Here is an 18,654-nt window from a genome sequence, read left to right on the forward strand (position 1 = left end):
AAAAAAATGAGTTATATATCACCAGAAAACGGATATTTATTCCTGGTATTATTTGGCCTAGGAATGATTGCAATTACATATTTTTTCACTAAACTAAAAACTAAACAAACAAAAGAAAGTTTTCTTGTTGCAAATAGACAAGTAGGCTGGTTTATTGGAGGTGCAAGTATTGCAGCTTCTTGGATTTGGGCTCCCGCATTATTTGTATCAGTACAATTAGCATATCAAAAAGGAATTGCAGGAGTTTTTTGGTTTACAGTTCCAAATATACTCGCATTAGCTATGTTTGCATTGCTAGCTCCAAAAATTAGAAAAAAATTACCAAAAGGTTTTACCCTACCCCAATTTATCAAACACAAATTAAAAAGTGAACGAGTTCATAAAATGTATTTGATCCCTTACTTTTTTTATCAAATTATGGCAATAACTGTTCAACTTTTTGCAGGCGGAGGATTATTATCGTTGTTAACTGGAATACCCTTAATAATTACAATGCCCATTTTAGCAATAATTGCTTTGTCGTATACATTAATGTCAGGTCTTAAAGCATCAATCATTACTGATTTTATTCAACTAACATTAATTTTTACAATTAGAGCAGCCCTACTTCCCTGGGTTTGGAGTCTTGCAGGAGGAACAAGTGCAATAAATCTTGGCCTAGGAGGACTAGCAAACATAAGAGATATGTTCAATCCAGGAATTGCATTTTCATTTGGAATTGTTACAGCAATAGGATTATTTGCAGGAGCAATATCAGATCAGCAATATTGGCAAAGAAGTTTTGCAATAAAAAAAGATCAGTTAAAAAAAGCATTTATTTTTGGAGCAATACTATTTGGAATTGTTCCCCTAGCTTTATCAACACTGGGATTTTTAGCTGCAAATCCCGAATTAGCAATCCAACTACCTGCAGGAATTGATGCATCAATGATTGGAGTTCAAACAGTTGCAACATTTCTTCCTAGTTGGGCGACATTATTATTTGTAATTATGTTACTTGCAGGTTTAAGTTCAACTCTTGATTCAGGTCTTTCAGCAATAACTTCATTGTGGATTACAGACATAAAACAATCAAACAATAAATTCAGTTTAACTGATTCAACAATAATTAAATCCGCAAGAAAAGCAATGATTGGATTTACAGTAGTTGGTTTATCAATCGCGTTAGGCGTGTTATATATCCCAAGTTTTGGTCTTCAACATTTATGGTGGATATTTAACACAATCGCAGCATGCATTGCAACTCCCACCATACTTAGTCTTTATTGGAATAACTTGAGTGAAAGAGGAGTTTTTTGGGGTGTTTTAGTAGCTTTTATTGTAGGGATTCCGTTTTTCATTTATGGAAACTTAATAGATAACCCCATTTGGATTGTGATGTCCTCTTTATTCATAATTGGAATTAGTACCCTTTTTTGTGTCTTACTAAAAAAAAGAACACAGCTAAAACCAACACCACAATAAAATTTTTTCTTTTTTAATTATATTATTTGAGTTTTTTGTACTCCAACAATTATTGTACTCCCCAAATATTAGTTTTTTAAAACTAACCACTCCATTTTTAAATCATATTCTGTGTAAACTAAAAATCTTTATAAACTCAAATTCTTCTTGGAAGTAATACCATGATATTAAACAAAAGAGTGGAAATTAAAGGATTAATGCTAGCAATTTTTGTGGCTATCATAATTATTGCAGTGGTTGCTTGCAAACCAATGGTTGTAGAGCAAATTAATGTTTCTGGAGAAAGTATTAATTCCAATTTAAGTACAGAACCAAATCCAGGACCGATTATGACTCCTAAACAAAAAGCATTAGAATTATTACAATTAGATCCTACTGCAGAAATAGATGATGCACTAATTCCTCTTTTGATAAAAATGAAATCTGCAAAATCTACAACATTCAATTATTCTCAAGATAATTCCGACCAAGATAGTTTTAAGTATTTTGTTGCAGGAAGAGATTTTAAAGTAGTACTTCCAGAAACAAGAAATCTTGCAGGAATTAATAATTCTGAATTTGATGTTGTTTTTTGCGATAGAGTAACTGAAACTTGTTATACTTATTGTACTGAAGATATTTGTAGTGAAAAAGATTTAATGGCAAATAAAATTGATTATGAATATTTTGAAATTAAATTTCCTACAGAGTATTTGAATTCATTAACTAAAGCAAAAATTGTTGAAGAAACAACTTATGGCAAATTTGATGTTGTGGTAGTTGAGTTTGAATCTCCCTCATCAAATGGACGAATGTTCATGCAAAGTTATTCTGGTTTTCCTCTAAAAATATTTATTGAATCTCAAAACACAACAGATGTTATCGAATTTAAAGAATTCATGTTTGATAATGTTAAATTAAAAGATGTTTTAATTCCTTCAAAAGTTGTTTTAGAAGATTTTTATGGGAAAGGAGATTATATTACTTTACTGGGGAGCCAATTAAGCCAAGCAGATGAAAGAAATTTCGAAACAGTTGTTGCTAAAGCTAAAGGAATTAAATATTCTGAAGCACGCGAACTTTTAGAAGAAAAAGGAATTGATGTAGTTTGGGACGAAATAACTAAAATAGATCAAGAAGCAACAAATAAATTGACTCAAACACAAGTGATTCAATAAATTTTAAAAATATTTTTTATTTCTTCATTTAAACTATTTTTTTTAAATTAATATTACCAAAATAACCTAAAAATAACAAGTAAAATTTAAATCTCAAATATCTTCCCATGTTTTCCAACATTTATTACTCTGGTTTTTCCAACTTTCTCTTCAAGTCCTTCTGCTTCATGCACGTGACTACAAAGAACAATATCTGGTTGAAATTCATCTATTGCTTTTTTCAAACCTTTACTACCAGGAATAAAATTTGATAATTTTTCCATTTTAGTATCTGAGGGATGTACATGTGAAACCAATATTGTTTTTGGCAAGTACTTTACTTTTTGAAATCCTTCTTTAAGCAAATCATGTATCTCTTTTTCATCTAATTGATGTAGTCCAATGTTTGCACCCCCACAACCAAATAATCCTACATCTTTATACCTGACACTATATCCATGTAAATTTTTAACATCATATAATTCTGCTAAAAAATCAGCAGTAGCAACAGTTTCATGATTTCCAGGAATTAATAAAACTCGTTTTCCTTTTTTTACAAATGGACCAACAATATTGTCAGTACTTTGTTCAGCCATAGTAAGATCACCACAAAGAACTACTAAATCCACATTTTCTTTCTCTGCTCTATCTGCTAATTGTCGAACTAAAGTGATATCCCCATGAATATCTCCAGTTGCAAGTATTTTCAATTTTTTATGTTCTGATTTTTTTAAATCCATAATTATCAACCTAAAAATTCTTATCATTAAGTAATATTAATCTTATCTCCACACAATATTAATCTTATCCCCACACAATATTAATCTAACCCTCATGCAGCATCAATCAATATTATTAAACTAATTATAATTATCTTTTTATAATTACTTCTTTATCTGTTGTTAAATTTATTATTGTCGAAGGAGTTCCAGTTAAGATCCCGTCTGAAGCCACAAATCCAACTTTATCAAGCATGTCTGAAACTAATTTTGCAGGATCACTAACAACTTCTTGTCCAGATATATTTGCACTCGTTGTAACAATTGGATTCCCATACTCGCAAACAAACTCACTTATCCAATGATTAGGGATTCTAACACCCAATGTTCCAGGAAATTCTTTATTGACTTCAGGAGAAATAACTTCAAGTCCTTTTTGATTTAATTTAAATATTAAAGTATACGGTCCAGGTAACTTTTCTAACCAAACAAACCCACTACCACTAACTTCACAGTGATCTAAAATCCATTGTTTTGAAGGCGCTATAACTGAAAATGCCATACCTTGTCGATTTTTAGCAGTTTTAACATTCTCAACCGCAGATTTAATAGTTGCATCACAACCTAACCCATATATTGTATCTGTAGGATATACAAATATAGCTCCTTTTGACAATACATTAAATAACTCTAATTTATTCTCAAAAACGGTTTGTTTTACATAAAAACTATCATTTAAAGCCATATATCAAGTTTTGACCTATCCATATTTAAATGTGTCCCTTATAAACTACGCTCCCCCTACAACCTAATTACGCATAACCTGCAACTTAATTCACTCAATAACTTAATCAACACAAGAACTTAATCATAATTAAATAACTAATAGAAATAAGAAAAAAATTAATTGTTCATTACAACAACCTTTCTACCTGAGTTTCTACTACTCACCCTAAACCAAAGTTCTGAAGGTGAAATAAACTCTTTGTATACTTTAGGATCATGACCTCCCACAATATGTAGATGTTTACTGGATTTATCAGCAAAGCTCTTTTCAAATTCCTGAAAAAATTGCGTTCTTTCAAAATCTTTTGATTTTTTAAATTTTTTTACCATATACTCACCCCTCGCACATAACTTAATTAAATACATTTTACTCACTCACACATTAATTTATTCGCTAAATTGATTATCAAAACTATCTAATGGACGATCCATACAATTTGCAGATTTTTCAGTAATTTGTCTCCAAAATAGATCTTCTATAGTGCTTAATCTCACATCAGATGGATCATATTGTTGTGTTCCTATCATTTATTTCACCTCATTCATTTTTTTTAGATCAATTAAACCACAAAAAAATCTAAAAAATAATTTTTAAAAAATTTGTTTGGCAACAATGTTCATAATTCATAATGTGCTAGAATCAGTTTATATAGCTCACCCGCACCAATGTCCAGTGTCCAATGAAACTCGCACAGCACTAAAACATAAAATTCATTGTCCAGACACCAAATAACCACAGGACAACAAAAATAAAATAAAAAATAAAATTAACTAAATATTATAAGAATTAATTAAATAACGCAACAAAAACTAATTACTAAATCAGATCTTTTCCCAAAACTATATAAAAAAGAAAAATTTCCATATTCCCATGAGTTTATTTAAAGATACATTAGGTGCTTCTGAATCACTATTTAGAATGGAACAAGCCCTAGATTATGAGTTTTTACCTAAACTATTACCATATAGAGAAAATGAACAATTTAGAATGGCCGCATGCATCAAGCCATTACTTCAAGGCCGTACAGGAAAAAATGTTTTTATTTATGGTGCTCCAGGAATTGGAAAAACCGCAGCTATGAAATTTGTTCTAAAAGAATTAGAAGAAGAAAGTGATGATGTTTATGTCATATATCTTAATTGTTGGCAAAAAAATACTACCTACAAAATCATTTTAGAAATTTGTGCTCAAATAGATTACAGATTTACTCAAAATAAAAAAACAGAAGAATTATTTAGAATTGTTAAAGATGTTCTAAATAAAAAATCAGTAGTGTTTGCGTTTGATGAGATTGATAAAGTTGAAGATTTAGATTTTCTATATACTATTATTGAGGAGATTTTTAAAAAAACAATTTTTCTAATAACTAATTACAAAGAATGGTTAATTGATGCAGATCAAAGAGTAAAGTCAAGACTTATTCCTGAAATGATTGAATTTAAACAATATAATGCGCAAGAAACATTCGGGATTTTAAAAGAAAGATTAGGCTATGCATTTGTTCCAGGAGTATGGGATGATGATGCATTTGTAGTTGCAGCAAATAAAGCAGGAGACTTAAAAGATATTCGCGCAGGATTAAATATTTTGAGAGAATCAGGTTTAACTGCAGAAAATTATTCTTCTAAAAAAATCACAAAAGAACATGTTCAAGAAACTTTAACTAAAATGGAAGAATTTTTTGTAAAAAAACCTGCAGATCTCGAAGATGACATGCAAACAATTTTAGCAATTATTCAAGATCACGATGGGAAAAAAATTGGAGATATTTACAAAGTTTATCAAGAAAATGGCGGTAAAGCAATATACAAAACTTTTCAAAGAAGAATTCGAAAACTTTCAGATAATAAATATATCACTACTAAAACTATTTCAGGCGGTTCTGAAGGTAGAACAACTATTATCCACGTAAGTAAAATGAAAAAATTAACTGAGTTTTAAAATTCAAAAAAATAACTCATTTCAAAAGATTTAAATATTACTTAAGCAACTTCTAAATTCATTATGAAAACCGATTTAATTGAGGCTCAGGCGCAGTCAAGCGCTGATTGTATTCATTGTTGGCCAAACTGATTCTAATAGCATTGCGTTTCAAAAATTAAGTTCTAGCTTAAGCGCTCAAGTAAAAAATAAAACATACAAAATTCTAAATAAAGTTTCAAGCTCAAAAAATGGCGGTAGTCGTATAACGGCAATTGGTTATGCTCAATTGATACGCAAAATAATTTTCTTCACTTCGTTCATCAAGATTACAAATGGCGGTAGTCGTATAACGGTTAGTATACAGGACTGTGGTAAACAAATAAATAAAAATTTTTGTAAATTTGTTTATAGATATCCTGAGACGCGAGTTCAATTCTCGCCTACCGCCCTACTTATTTTCGTTAGATCGAGGCTCACAAGATCTAACTGGAATGCTTTGTATCAAAACTTTGCAAAGTTTTGTTTAACGATTCAATTCTCGCCTACTGCCCTTTTTTCTCATCATAATTAAAGATCATTCTAGATCAAATTTCATTCTCACCTAAAAAAATAAACTATTTGGAGGAATAAAAAAATGAAAACAAACAAACAAACAAAACTAACACCCCTGGAGGCTAAGGCGCAAGAAAGCGCTGGTTGTATTCATCAGACCTTATGAAGATTCGGATTTAACTGGTTTAATTAGTGTTTACAAGTCAGCATTTGCAGAGCCTCCATGGAACGAGTACATGAAATGTACAAGTTGTGAAGTAAACTATGGACGTGAAGAAGCAGAAAAAATCAAAACAAGTAAAAAACCTAATTGCAAAAAATGTGATACTGAATTAGAACTAATTGAATTTTGGACGAGCGAAGATATAATTCAAGATTTAGAATTTGCATTAGATCAACAAAATCCAGTAGTTTTAGTTGCAGAAGCAGACATAGGAATTGTTGGATTTACTTGGGGATATAAACTGCCTTTAGAACAATTTGAATTTCTAAAACCTGTTGTTAATGGTCAAACAAATTATATGGATGAAATGGCAGTTAGAAATGATTCGAGAGTTAAAGGAATTGGAACTTTATTGGGTTTGAAATACATTCAAGAAATAAGTGAACAAGGCTTAACAGAAGTTGCTCTAAGAACTGATGTTAGAAATGCTGCATCGATGACTTTATTTCAAAAATTAGGTTTTAAACCAATGCGGCTTGAATCTCAACTTCCGATTTATGACCCTGCCTGCGTAGAACGAATTTATTTAAGACGACCAGTATAAGTAAATTAACTAAATTATTTTTTCTTTTTTATTTTTTTGACGGGTTTGATTTGATTCATTTCAAGTTTACCATGTGTGATTTGTAAAACAGGAAAATGAAGCATAACATATCGCATTGCTTCTTTTAACAAAAGTTTATCTTTATAGGTTTTAAGTTCTAAGAAAAAATAAGGTTTTTTCAAATTTTTAACTTTATCAACACAAACTAGTAATTCATCACCATAATTTAAAGTTCGTTCAAAATCTATTTCAACAGTTCTTTCATCAGTAACTGATTTCATAAATTTTTGAAGAAATTTATTCTCTAAATTATGCAATTGTAAAGAAGATTTATTTTTTAATTTATAATATAATTTTTCTTTATATTGTGGAAAAAAATTAAATTGCTCAGGCAAGTTTGATTCTAATTGTGATGCTCGAGAATACACTATTTGAATTGTTCTAAAAAAAGTTCCAGATAATTTAGTTCTATTTCTAATTCTTATTTTAGAACTTCTCCCAGAATATGAAGATAAAGAATCTGCATAATATTGATCAGAATATTTAAAAGTTTTAGAGTTAGTAAGATTAAATTCTTTTGATATTTTTTTTACAAGTTTTTGAGGATTTCTTTTTGAACTTATTAAAAATCTTGATTCATAATAACTTTCTATTCCAAACCCAAATTTTTTTAATTTTTGTTTGAATAACCAATATTTCAATTCTTCCCAAAAAACATCTAAACCCGCAACTAAAAACACTGCAAAAACAAAACTTGACATCGCAAGTAACCAAGCAGGTGTTGTTGGTAATAATTTTTGACCTACAAACATGAGTATTACATAGATTGGATCATGAACTAATAAATCATAAATTAAACTTTTTGTACCACCCTTAACTGCCCGCTTAAAATAAAACAATCTACTTTTTCGTTCATTAACAGGAGTCGTTTTATAAATTTCACAAGCTTCTTTCACATGCCCAACAAAAAAACCAAATTTTTCAACAATTGGACCAATAAGTGATAATGCTAAAACATGAGTTCCTTGTGACGCTCCAACAAGCACAAAATTCATACGAATTAGAATTTCAAAAACTATTGTTCCTATCGTATTAAAAACCCAGGCAAATGCTTCATCGCGACCAAATGTTTTCATAACATTCCAAAATGGACTTCCTGGAAGAATTATGGGCTTATTTACAAATTCTTTACCTAGCTGCTTATTAGACATATCAATTAAAAAAAAAGTCTGATTTATAAACATTTCCAACTCAAATGGATACTTATTTGACCTAATCATTAAAAAACACAAAAAATTTTATTAATGAGTTCCAAATCTTGTGTTTTATGAAATTAATTATTGTTAGACATGGAGAAACTAAAGACAATATTGAAGGAATTACTCAAGGACAATCAGATAGTCAATTAACACAAAAAGGGATTGACCAAGCAAAAAAAGTAGCAATAAGTTTAAAAGACGAAAAACTTGATTTTGCATATTCTAGTGATCTTTCCAGGACAATGAATACTGCTAAAGAAATTATTCAATTTCATCAAAACTTAGCATTAATTAAAAATTCTGAATTAAGAGAGCAAAACAAAGGAGTTTATGAACGACTACCTCGCTATGTCATTAACGAAGCAGTTGAAAGTGTCGGACTCCCATATTATAAATTTAGACCCTTAGATGGAGAATCAGTTTTAGAAGTTAATGATCGCATTAAAAAATTCTTAGAAGAACTCAAATCCAAACATGATAAAGAAACAATCTTAGTAGTGGGGCATGGAGTTCCAATTGCATGTATGCTCGTTAATTTATTAAATGAAAAAATTGTTAATTTTGCAAAATTTCTTCCAATAGAAAATACAGGAATTTTTGTTATCAATATTAATGGAATGGGAATTGGAGACTTAATTAAACAAAATTGTTCTAAACATTTAATTACAAGTCCAATCTATAATCCCTAAAATTATTAACAAGTTTATCTTTAACACAATTATTTAAATCTAGTTTTACATTTATGACAATTAGAAACATGAGAGTGATTTACTGAGCCACAAGAATTACATTTAACATATTTTGTTTTATGAGGGTGTAATTGAGAGTGATGACCTGAAGTTTTATGCAAATGATGCTGATTATTTTTATGTTCTTTTTTTCCAGATTCAGAAATTTTTAATTTAAGGTATTTAATTAAAGCAAGTATGACAAATACAATGCCGCAGAAAATAAATAAACTCATTTTTTTCACATCAATAAGCGCAGAAAAAACAATAACAATTAGTCCTATTGCTAAATAAATATGCCAAGTTATCGAAACGTGTTTTTTTCCTTCAATTAACAAAAAATCACCTCTTAATCCAATAAATGAATTTTAAGTTTAAATTTTTAATAAATCTTTCGATAAAAATAGTTTAAAATAATAAAAAAATAACTTCCAATAAATAAACAAAACCAGAAATTAAAAAACTAAAAATAAACAAATAAGAATAAAAAAAATTATTTTAAAACAAAAAATACCCTCCTTCAATCAAAATTAAAACTTTTTCAAAGGTTCTATTTTTTCTTTTCCAAACATAAATGGCCGCAGAGCTTCAGGAATAGTTATTGTTCCATCTTTGTTCTGATAATTTTCAAGTATTGCAACCATTGCTCGAGATGTAGCTACCGCAGTATTGTTTAAAGTATGGAGTAGTCTTTTATCTCCACCTTCCTTACCACACCTAATATTTAATCTTCGTGCTTGGTAATCTGTACAATTAGAGTTTGAACATACTTCTCTATATTGTTTTTGTCGTGGCATCCAAGCTTCAACATCATATTTCTTTGAGGCAACAATTCCAATGTCTCCCGTACAAATATTTACAACTCTGTATGGAATTCCTAGCGCTTGAAATATATCTTCAGAATTTTTTAATAATTCTTCATGAAATTTCCAACTATCTTCAGGTTTACAAAAAATAAATTGTTCTACTTTGTTAAACTGATGTGTTCTAAAAAGACCTTTTTCATCTACTCCGCGAGTCCCAATTTCTCGTCTAAAAGACATAGAATAACCAACATATTTTAAAGGCAAATTTTCTTCATCAATTGTTTCATTCATAAATTGTGCTGCCATTGGATGTTCTGCAGTTGCAATCATATAGCGATCATCATCCTCAATTTTAAACATCACCGTTTCAAAATCAGCCAGATCAGTTACTCCCTCATACGCTTCTCGTCGCAACATTAATGGAGGTTCAACATAAGTATATCCCCTCTTAACTAATAACTCCGTAGCAAGTCTAATTATTGCTTGATTTAACAGCGCAAGATCTCCTTTCAAAAAATAAAATCCTTTTCCAGCAATTTTTCTACTTCGTTCAAAATCTGCAACACCTAATTCTTCCGCAATTTCTGCATGAGTTTTAAGTTCAAAGTCAAAAGTTTTTGGAGTGCCCCATTTTTTTACTTCTACATTCTCATTATCATCCGCACCATACGGAACTGTTTCATGAAGTAAATTTGGAATTCGCATTAAAAGAAAATCAATTCTTTCTTTCATTTGAACTACTTCTAATTCTGCTACTTCAATTTTTTGAGGAATTAGTTTAGCATCTGCAAGTTTTGCTGTTGCATTTTGACCTATTTTTTTAAGCGCAGCAATTTCTTTATTAATTTCATTTTTGTCTTTTTTGAGTTTTTGCAATTCAAATTGTTTTTTTCGCCACTCACCATCTTTTTCAAAAACTTCTTCAACCATTTTGATAAATTCAGGTTCTTTTCTTCGCTCTAAATTTTTTATAACTTCTTCTTTATTTTCTCTTATTAGTTTGATATTGAACATTTCATGCACCTCGCATAGTATTTAATTAATTATTTTACTTTATTTAAAAATTTTTGCACTATAGGGTCTATAATTGGCAATATATTTCTTAAGTCATTTTGTATATTTTTATTAGCTGCAGCCACAACAACTGGTTTCCCATTAAATCCTATACCCAAATCTGCTTCTTTTAACATAGGTATGTCATTTGCACCATCTCCAACTGCAACCGTTATTTTTGCACCCCAATGCAATGCAGCATTTCTTAACAACAAATCTTTATTTCCATTCACATTTAACTTAAATTCTCCAGTCAATACTCCACCCACTACTTCCAACTTATTTGCCACAAAAAAATCAACGCCCAATTTATCTGCTATAACTTCTGCAACTAGTTCAAATCCTCCAGTTATAATCCCAATTTTAAATCCTTTTTTTTTCAAAACATTAATTGTTCTTTGTGCGCCCTGCATTAAAGGAAGTTCATGCGCGATCTCAACTATTTTTTCAACACCTATTCCTCGTAAAAGATTTAATCTCATTTTAACTGCTTCTTCAAAATCTAATTTACCATTCATTGCAGCATCAGTTATTTCTTTTACTTCTTTGACAACTCCAATCTCTTTTGCAATAACTTCTAATGTTTCACAGGCAAGCAAAGTCCCATCCATATCAAATATGACAAGAGGGACAACCACCTTTTGTATTTTTTTCAGTTTTTATATATCCATTTTTTTCATTTATTTTTATTTGTCTTATTTGTTTCATTTTTCATTTCCTCACATATTTTTTAATTTTTTAATAGAATTCTAACTAGCTCTTTACAATCAAAAACAAAATAAGAACAATCCAAATACAACATAGATTATTCTAACTTCTTAAACATAATTGCATTAAGAACTCTCAGAATTTTAAACAATGATCAATCGCTTACTGCGAACTACTCGAACTAGAAACTAGATAAACCAATAGAAATTCAAAATAATTAACATAATTTTCTAAATTCATAAACAACTCATACGCACTCATCATATTTAAATCTTTTGTTTTCATTACTCATCAATAGCTAAAAAACATAAAATTTATAACAAACATACCAAAAATTAGAACCATGCAAAATCCAACTATAGATTCTGGAATTCGAAAAGCATTTGAAACAAGAGCAGAAGATACACTATGGAGAATAGGATTACTACATGCACCAAATAGACCTGAATTACTAACAGAAGCACAAGCATATGTTTCTCAAGGACTAATTGATGAAACTCATTTAGAAACTGCAATTAAATTACATCACGACAGAAGAGAGCTAGTTTGGGGAAATAGAGATATTAAACTACATCCAGGACAAGATTTAGGCGCATTTACAGAAGAAACAGTCAGAGAAATGGATGGTTTTGATCAATTTTTTAAATCAACTCCACACATATGGACTGGCTCTGTTTTAGATATTGGATGTTGCAATACAGAAACAAGAACTAGACTTAGATCAATTTATCCACACACAACATACACAGGACTTGATTTATTTGAACAAGAAGGAGTTGACATAGTTCATGATGCCAGAAAAAAATTACCATTTCAAGATCAAGAATTTGACGTAATTTCTGTGCACAATATGATGCTAATAGGATTATTTAATACAGGATTTTTTCCAAATCTATTCAGCGGAAATATTAATAATTGGACAAAACCGCTCAAAGATACAGGTTATTTTGTTGCTTCATGCACCATGCAAAATCCAAGCGTACAAAAAAAATGGTATGAAACAATAAAAAGAACATTTAAAATCACTGAAGAATTTAGATATTCGGGAATGCTTGATTTTAGAGATAGAGAGCACAAAACACCATATGTCAAAATATATGTTATTTGTGAAAAAAAATAATTAATATCCAATCCAAAAAAAAGCTCCAAAATAAGAAAATTTAATAAACAAAAAACTTTCTTTTTAAAAATATGAAAAAACCACCTAAAAAGTTCTCTGAAAAAACTCAATTTTTTGCAAAATCTTTTGAGGACGATTTTATTCTAAAAACGTTAAAAGAAAAAGAAAAAATTAATTATCAATCAATTCACAATATAATTAAAACAAACACAATAAAACCTAATACTAAAAGTTTTGGCAGGGAACGTCGATTAGCCTGTTCTTTTTTACACGAAAACTATCTAAAAACATATAGATCACAAGGTTTAATTTTTACTACAAATAAAAAACCAGATTTCATTTATCCATTCGATTTAGTTCTTTTATCTGATGCTAAAAAAATAATTGTCCAATACTATCGAATTCAAAATAATCTCCACATTTATTATAACCACAATTTAATCCCAGGATTCAAAAAGTTTGTATTCGAAAACATACCCAGTTTATTAAAAAAATTCCCAACTCTTAACATAGTATGGGATCAAGTAAATAAATTTAGAACAACAAATAATCACAAAACACTTTCAAAACAAAAACACAAATTAATAGAATATAATGAGGTAATCCATCACACTCCAATCAAAATAACCCCCATCGCAATTTTTGGTTATAAAAAAATAGCTAGAGAAATTGCAAAGCAACACTCCCTACCCCATTTTACTTCTGCAAAAAAGTTTTATGAGTCATTAAAAAAATAAAAAAAATAAAAATCAAAAAATAAATTAATTTAATCAAACATATAATTTGATCTCATCACCATTTTTAATATGCCTTAGAAGAACTTTACCAATATTGTTATCTTTTTTAATTTTAATTATTGCTTTTTTACTAACCTTTACTTCTAGCAAAAATTCTCCTTCAACATATACATCTACAAGTTCGTTTTGATACATCGAATCCAAAAATAATTGTATTGTTTTTTTGCTAACTTCCATATCAAAAGTTATTTCTTGTCCAAGATCTCTTTGCTCATCAACTTCGTCAGCCGCTAATGCTTGCACATCAATTTTCATACCTAATTTTTCTTCAAGTGCAATTACTGTTTTTCCTTGTTTGCCAATAACTGTTGCCATATCACTTTCAGGAACTTTAATAGTGCATTTCCGATCAGATTTCATTTCTACAACAACTGACTTCGCATATTTTTGAACTGCTTTTTCTATTTCTTGTTTTGCAAGTGCTTGAACAGGCGAGTCTCCTGAATCTAAATCTTCTTCAGTTACGGGAACTACAACTGTTGATTCACCATAAGAATAAATTTCATACTCAAGTTTTCCAGTTAAAAAATCAAAAACACAAACAATAGGTCGTGCAAGATCTGCTTCAGTCATCCCGCTTGGAACTTTAACTTTCATTTCAATCTCAAATACTTTTCCAATTCCCCCATCTTTGATAAAAAGAACTGTATCTATTACTTGAGGAATCACACCAAGTTCTAATCGTCCAATAAATCTTTGAATTGCATCAATTGCATTAGTTGCATGAACAACACCTACAAGTCCAACTCCTGCAAGTCTCATATCTGCAAATAGACTAAAATCTTGAGTATTTCGCATTTCATCAAATATTGTATAATCAGGCCTGCATAACAATAAAATATCATGAATTTCTTCTGGACTTCCATGACTTATTGCATATTGAGTTATTTCTTCAGGCAATACTAAATCTCGAGGAGCTTCTACAGTTTTAACAATTTTTCCCAAGTTCGCATAAAATTCTGCCAAAGCTTGTGCAAAAGTAGATTTTCCTTGTCCGGGTGCTCCCGCAATAAGTATTCCTTCTGCTTGAGTTTCAATTCGCTCCATTATTTTTTGAGGAACCTCATAATCTTCTAAACTCAATTTTTTTACTGGCCTTACTGCAGTTATCTCCCACCCATCAGAAAATGGAGGTTTTGTAATAACAATCCTATAATTACCTAATTGAATAATTAAACTTCCCTTTCGCTCTATTTCTAAAAACGAATCCTGCCTTCTTTCTGCTTCTTCAATTATCTCATCACTAATTTCCTTAATTTCTTTATTAGTTAACTTAGTTTCTCGAACAGCTTCAAATGTCCAAGCACCAGGTCTTCCTTTTTTAGCATATGGAAGTACTAATTCTCGCAAATGAACACTCATAGTTTGTTCATCAAAAAATTGATCTAATTTTAATTTGGTTATTTTTTGAGTTTTTGGAACATATTCGCAAAGTATACCTTTTGATTCAGCAACTTTTGCTTGTATTTTATCAGAGGTTACCAAACAAGAATTTGTCTCCCACGCAAGATCTCGAATCATGGCATCGATTTCACCTAATTTTGCATCTTTAATTTGATATAATGTGGGACGAGAGCCAGTAAATTTTACTTCAAATCCTAATTCTAGTCCTAATTCACGTACTTTTTTTAGTTCTTCAAGTCCCAATATTCCCGTAGTTCTATTCTCGTTTGCTTGATGTTCAAGTTCAGCGAGAACTGCTTCATGAAATATAACTTCAACAGGACTTATTTTTTTAGTTCGAATTAATTTTGATAATATCCCATCAATAAGAACACTAGTGTCAGGAGTTATCTTCTCAAACTTAGGATCCATATTAACAGACACTTTTTGATTTATTTTTTTCATTTTTGTTGCCATTTTTTATTAACATCCAATTTACAGTTCATAAATAAACTAATAATTAATCAAATAACAATTAATCAAACAATCACTCAATCGAACAACGCTTACAAAAAACACTCACAAACAATTGCTCAATCAAACAATAATTAATCAAATAATTAAAATTTATTCCAAATGCAAATTTACTTTTTCTTCATAACATAAATTAAATTCTTTTGTTTTATCCCAATTACAAAAACCAGCATCACACCCACACTTAATTTGCGAGTAACAAGCATATTCAGGTTTTACTTCACAAGTCGTAAATTCAGGAGGTAAATTTTTTGATTGACATATTTGTCCACTACACCCACCAACAATACAATCAGAATCCGCACTGCATTCTGTTTTTTTAACACCTGATGAAAGATCTAAATCAGGCAAACTCACACATGTTCGCACAACACATTTTGTTTTTGCTTGACAAAAGCCAGGACAATCCACACTTTTATCTACAAAATTTTGTTGATATAACACATTACCTATAAAACACTGCCTCGAATCTATATCTACACCACCGCACGCACAATCAGAGTCTTGATTGCAAGAGTCTTTATTTTGTTTAATTAGATCTAATTCCACCTTTGTTGGTGCTTGACATCCCGCCAGAAATATACCTATCAAAATCAAAACAACTAATCCAATTAAATTAATTTTTTTTGAATAATTCATTTTTCACACACTAATTAATTTTCAATCAAACATAATAAACCAATTTCAAGTTAAACATAATACCCCGCCCAAAATTAAACAGGATAACACTCACAAGGTCTAAAATGCTTAAAATAGTTAATTAAGTTTTATCTTTTTATATTTTATTAAATTGCTGACGTAAATTGTGAAGTATTCTCAGTTTGCGCATCTTTCACAAACCAAGACCTTAATTTAAAATCAATTTGCCTTATCACCCTAGTTATTTTTTGCCAAATAGTTAAGGGTTTTAATTTGATCATAAATTGTTCTTCGAGAGTATAATTTCTTTGATTATAATCTTGATAAGTAATATTTATAAAAAATTCAGTTGAGTCAGTTAATAAATCAATGCTATGAAGATTAATAACATATTGTTTATTTTGATTAAAAGTTTGTTCAGTGATATTTTGTTTAATAACTCCTGCATCAATAAGTATTTGAACATTCGTAGCTTCAGATAAACTTTCTTTTTTAAGTAAAAATTTAATTTGATAATCTGTATCGTATTCGACTTCAACAGGAAATTCGGTTTCGTCTAAAATTAATTCAGGTTTGTCATTAACATGCAAATCAAAAAACAATTGTTTTGATACATCATCACTTTCAACAAAAAATATCAATTTATTTTTCCCAGGTTGGGGTTGAACTATTCTAAAGTCATACACTTTCTCTTGATTAATTACTAAATCATCAAATTTACAATCCCCCTCTAAACAAAGCTTTAGTTCTGGTAAATTTACATTACCCACATTTTTTAGAGTACAAGAAATAATTGGTTCTTCATAAGAATAATATATTTGTTTTTCTGAAACGCAATTTAAGTTAAGTTCTTTATTGAATTTTTTTTCATCTTTTTTTGTTGAATCAATTAATTGCAATAATTGAGATTTTCCAAGTACAGTCTCACCATTAACTGAAATAAATAATGATTCAGCTAAATCATTTTGAGGAGTCCTAACTTCTAAAGGGAATGAATAAATAAAATTTTCACCTAAACCTTCCTTAACTTTAACAAGCCAATATGTTTTTTTAAGTTCTTTAGGTTTTAGCGCAATTCGACGAACATAGTCATCTTCTAAAATTCCACCTATTTCTTGAACTTTAGATAATAATAAAGTAGTTGAAATATAACTATCCACCAAATTGGATATACTCACTTCAATTAAATTGTAGGATCCCAAACCAACTCGCTTTTCAAAAGGTTTAATTTCTAATGAAACCAAAGGAGACATACTACCAGAATAACTAACTAATTTTGTTTTAACATCCAGTTCTTTTGCGACACCATTAATATTTCGTCCTTTCCACTCATATTTTGTAGCAGCATCAGAACTATCTGCAGATTCACTTAATTTAATATGTGTTGGATTAATAAATCCATATTCACCATAAGTTACATCAAAATCAACCCACCCAACTCCTGGAAAATATACTTCTGCCCAACCATGCGCACCCCAAGATTCAGAAAATCGAAGATCATCAGTATAACTTATTCCACTAACAAACTTTGCAGGAACTCCAACCGCTCGCATCATCGCAACAAACAAACTTGTTAATTCATCACAAACTCCTTGCTTGTTTAGTAAGACCCAACTTGCTTTTTGACTAACATCTGCAGTTAACGTACTTAAGTCATATTCAACTTCATGACGCACCCAATCTGCAATTTTATGAGTTAATATAAATAAATCATCTTCTCCCTCTGCAAGTTGTGTTGCAATATTTATTATTGCGTCATCATCAGAATCAATATTATCCGTACTAACAACATATTTAGAAACCTCTGAAGATAATTGTTGAGTTATTGGAAAAGTTACTTTTGTTGGAATCAGTTTGAATGCATTTAATGATTTTATTCTTGCTTGGATATCAAAATCATAATCTCCAAGTACTGGTGCGTCCCACCTAAATCGCATATATTCCGCGGTTTGTTGTTGAGGTTCTGGATTTTTAAGAAAACTCTGAATTTTTTGTTTCCAGGTGGCTTTTGGAAAAAATAACAGATCAGTTGTTAAATAACTTATTTCCCAATCAGAATCAGTAGCTTGAATAGTAATTCCAGAATTAATATTTAAATCAACTATTACATTGTCACTAACATACACCCAAGAAGCATCTTCATTGCTTACTGCATCAACAATCATCTCTGAAGACTCAATTTCAGAAATAACTGAATAACTGCAAATTATTAAAATAAGTAAAAAAATTAGAATATTTAGTTTATTTTTTTTCATATACTTATCAACCAATTAATTATG

The 18,654-nt window shown here is 29.8% G+C and carries 18 protein-coding genes and 1 tRNA gene; 8 read left to right on the forward strand and 11 right to left on the reverse strand.

Annotation, left to right across the window (positions count from 1 at the left end):
• Positions 1 to 6: 6 nt before the first annotated feature.
• Positions 7 to 1,464 carry a hypothetical protein gene (locus HN587_00210; GenBank protein MBT7902262.1) on the forward strand — a complete coding sequence of 486 codons (1,458 nt, stop codon included), beginning with the start codon at positions 7 to 9 and terminating at the stop codon, positions 1,462 to 1,464.
• 161 nt (positions 1,465 to 1,625) lie between these two features.
• Positions 1,626 to 2,621: a hypothetical protein gene (locus tag HN587_00215; protein MBT7902263.1), complete on the forward strand. Its 996-nt coding sequence runs from the start codon at positions 1,626 to 1,628 to the stop codon at positions 2,619 to 2,621.
• An 86-nt stretch (positions 2,622 to 2,707) separates the two neighbouring features.
• Here the strand turns inward: HN587_00215 and HN587_00220 are convergent, their stop codons facing one another.
• From HN587_00220 to HN587_00235, 4 genes are all read right to left on the reverse strand, one after another.
• Positions 2,708 to 3,340, reverse strand: coding sequence for a hypothetical protein (locus HN587_00220; GenBank protein MBT7902264.1), 633 nt, complete (start codon positions 3,338 to 3,340; stop codon positions 2,708 to 2,710).
• Positions 3,341 to 3,470: 130 nt separating this feature from the next.
• Positions 3,471 to 4,064, reverse strand: coding sequence for a threonylcarbamoyl-AMP synthase (locus tag HN587_00225; GenBank protein MBT7902265.1), 594 nt, complete (start codon positions 4,062 to 4,064; stop codon positions 3,471 to 3,473).
• Positions 4,065 to 4,222: 158 nt separating this feature from the next.
• The gene (locus HN587_00230) at positions 4,223 to 4,435 is read right to left on the reverse strand and encodes a hypothetical protein (GenBank protein ID MBT7902266.1); all 213 of its coding nucleotides are present in this window, start codon (positions 4,433 to 4,435) and stop codon (positions 4,223 to 4,225) included.
• 57 nt (positions 4,436 to 4,492) lie between these two features.
• On the reverse strand, positions 4,493 to 4,633 hold the full coding sequence (locus HN587_00235; GenBank protein MBT7902267.1) for a hypothetical protein: 141 nt from the start codon (positions 4,631 to 4,633) through the stop codon (positions 4,493 to 4,495).
• 343 nt (positions 4,634 to 4,976) lie between these two features.
• Between HN587_00235 and HN587_00240 the strand changes: the two genes are divergently transcribed.
• From HN587_00240 to HN587_00250, 3 genes are all read left to right on the forward strand, one after another.
• Positions 4,977 to 6,047, forward strand: a complete 1,071-nt coding sequence (locus HN587_00240; protein ID MBT7902268.1) for an AAA family ATPase — start codon at positions 4,977 to 4,979, stop codon at positions 6,045 to 6,047.
• 317 nt (positions 6,048 to 6,364) lie between these two features.
• Positions 6,365 to 6,477 (forward strand) — tRNA-His (locus HN587_00245).
• Positions 6,478 to 6,721: 244 nt separating this feature from the next.
• Positions 6,722 to 7,348: a GNAT family N-acetyltransferase gene (locus HN587_00250; GenBank protein ID MBT7902269.1), complete on the forward strand. Its 627-nt coding sequence runs from the start codon at positions 6,722 to 6,724 to the stop codon at positions 7,346 to 7,348.
• Positions 7,349 to 7,362: 14 nt separating this feature from the next.
• On the opposite strand, the gene HN587_00255 is transcribed toward HN587_00250, so the two are convergent.
• Entirely contained in the window at positions 7,363 to 8,559 is a 1,197-nt protein-coding gene (locus HN587_00255) for a hypothetical protein (GenBank protein ID MBT7902270.1), read from the reverse strand.
• A 116-nt stretch (positions 8,560 to 8,675) separates the two neighbouring features.
• Between HN587_00255 and HN587_00260 the strand changes: the two genes are divergently transcribed.
• The gene (locus HN587_00260) at positions 8,676 to 9,296 is read left to right on the forward strand and encodes a histidine phosphatase family protein (protein ID MBT7902271.1); all 621 of its coding nucleotides are present in this window, start codon (positions 8,676 to 8,678) and stop codon (positions 9,294 to 9,296) included.
• A 29-nt stretch (positions 9,297 to 9,325) separates the two neighbouring features.
• On the opposite strand, the gene HN587_00265 is transcribed toward HN587_00260, so the two are convergent.
• The 3 genes from HN587_00265 to serB all read right to left on the reverse strand — a co-directional run bounded on the left by HN587_00265 (position 9,326) and on the right by serB (position 11,832).
• Entirely contained in the window at positions 9,326 to 9,673 is a 348-nt protein-coding gene (locus HN587_00265; GenBank protein ID MBT7902272.1) for a hypothetical protein, read from the reverse strand.
• Positions 9,674 to 9,865: 192 nt separating this feature from the next.
• Complete coding sequence (gene serS, locus HN587_00270; protein MBT7902273.1) at positions 9,866 to 11,155, reverse strand: serine--tRNA ligase; 1,290 nt, start codon at positions 11,153 to 11,155, stop codon at positions 9,866 to 9,868.
• 29 nt (positions 11,156 to 11,184) lie between these two features.
• Positions 11,185 to 11,832 (reverse strand): phosphoserine phosphatase SerB, encoded by a 648-nt coding sequence (gene serB / locus HN587_00275; GenBank protein ID MBT7902274.1) that lies wholly within the window; start codon positions 11,830 to 11,832, stop codon positions 11,185 to 11,187.
• A 413-nt stretch (positions 11,833 to 12,245) separates the two neighbouring features.
• Between serB and HN587_00280 the strand changes: the two genes are divergently transcribed.
• Positions 12,246 to 13,022, forward strand: a complete 777-nt coding sequence (locus HN587_00280; GenBank protein MBT7902275.1) for a hypothetical protein — start codon at positions 12,246 to 12,248, stop codon at positions 13,020 to 13,022.
• Between the two features lie 71 nt (positions 13,023 to 13,093).
• Positions 13,094 to 13,759, forward strand: coding sequence for a hypothetical protein (locus HN587_00285; protein MBT7902276.1), 666 nt, complete (start codon positions 13,094 to 13,096; stop codon positions 13,757 to 13,759).
• A 33-nt stretch (positions 13,760 to 13,792) separates the two neighbouring features.
• Here HN587_00285 and tadA read toward each other — a convergent pair whose 3' ends face one another.
• The 3 genes from tadA to HN587_00300 form a co-directional block, all read right to left on the reverse strand.
• The gene (gene tadA / locus HN587_00290) at positions 13,793 to 15,634 is read right to left on the reverse strand and encodes a Flp pilus assembly complex ATPase component TadA (protein MBT7902277.1); all 1,842 of its coding nucleotides are present in this window, start codon (positions 15,632 to 15,634) and stop codon (positions 13,793 to 13,795) included.
• A 195-nt stretch (positions 15,635 to 15,829) separates the two neighbouring features.
• Positions 15,830 to 16,375: an eight-cysteine-cluster domain-containing protein gene (locus HN587_00295; protein MBT7902278.1), complete on the reverse strand. Its 546-nt coding sequence runs from the start codon at positions 16,373 to 16,375 to the stop codon at positions 15,830 to 15,832.
• Between the two features lie 146 nt (positions 16,376 to 16,521).
• Positions 16,522 to 18,630 carry a transglutaminase domain-containing protein gene (locus tag HN587_00300; protein ID MBT7902279.1) on the reverse strand — a complete coding sequence of 703 codons (2,109 nt, stop codon included), beginning with the start codon at positions 18,628 to 18,630 and terminating at the stop codon, positions 16,522 to 16,524.
• Positions 18,631 to 18,654 lie beyond the last annotated feature (24 nt).

The sequence above is a fragment of the Candidatus Woesearchaeota archaeon genome (assembly GCA_018675335.1).
GTDB lineage: Archaea > Nanobdellota > Nanobdellia > Woesearchaeales > UBA11576 > JABJCP01.

Excerpts from the sequence above, each read along its gene's own strand:
- HN587_00225 (MBT7902265.1), bottom strand. The coding sequence starts at position 4,064 with ATGGCTTTAAATGATAGTTTTTATGTAAAACAAACCGTTTTTGAGAAT.
- HN587_00285 (MBT7902276.1), top strand. The coding sequence starts at position 13,094 with ATGAAAAAACCACCTAAAAAGTTCTCTGAAAAAACTCAATTTTTTGCA.
- HN587_00295 (MBT7902278.1), bottom strand. The coding sequence starts at position 16,375 with ATGAATTATTCAAAAAAAATTAATTTAATTGGATTAGTTGTTTTGATT.
- HN587_00210 (MBT7902262.1), top strand. The coding sequence starts at position 7 with ATGAGTTATATATCACCAGAAAACGGATATTTATTCCTGGTATTATTT.
- HN587_00255 (MBT7902270.1), bottom strand. The coding sequence starts at position 8,559 with ATGTCTAATAAGCAGCTAGGTAAAGAATTTGTAAATAAGCCCATAATT.
- HN587_00260 (MBT7902271.1), top strand. The coding sequence starts at position 8,676 with ATGAAATTAATTATTGTTAGACATGGAGAAACTAAAGACAATATTGAA.
- HN587_00235 (MBT7902267.1), bottom strand. The coding sequence starts at position 4,633 with ATGATAGGAACACAACAATATGATCCATCTGATGTGAGATTAAGCACT.
- HN587_00215 (MBT7902263.1), top strand. The coding sequence starts at position 1,626 with ATGATATTAAACAAAAGAGTGGAAATTAAAGGATTAATGCTAGCAATT.
- HN587_00240 (MBT7902268.1), top strand. The coding sequence starts at position 4,977 with ATGAGTTTATTTAAAGATACATTAGGTGCTTCTGAATCACTATTTAGA.
- HN587_00300 (MBT7902279.1), bottom strand. The coding sequence starts at position 18,630 with ATGAAAAAAAATAAACTAAATATTCTAATTTTTTTACTTATTTTAATA.
- serS (MBT7902273.1), bottom strand. The coding sequence starts at position 11,155 with ATGTTCAATATCAAACTAATAAGAGAAAATAAAGAAGAAGTTATAAAA.
- HN587_00280 (MBT7902275.1), top strand. The coding sequence starts at position 12,246 with ATGCAAAATCCAACTATAGATTCTGGAATTCGAAAAGCATTTGAAACA.
- tadA (MBT7902277.1), bottom strand. The coding sequence starts at position 15,634 with ATGGATCCTAAGTTTGAGAAGATAACTCCTGACACTAGTGTTCTTATT.
- HN587_00230 (MBT7902266.1), bottom strand. The coding sequence starts at position 4,435 with ATGGTAAAAAAATTTAAAAAATCAAAAGATTTTGAAAGAACGCAATTT.
- HN587_00220 (MBT7902264.1), bottom strand. The coding sequence starts at position 3,340 with ATGGATTTAAAAAAATCAGAACATAAAAAATTGAAAATACTTGCAACT.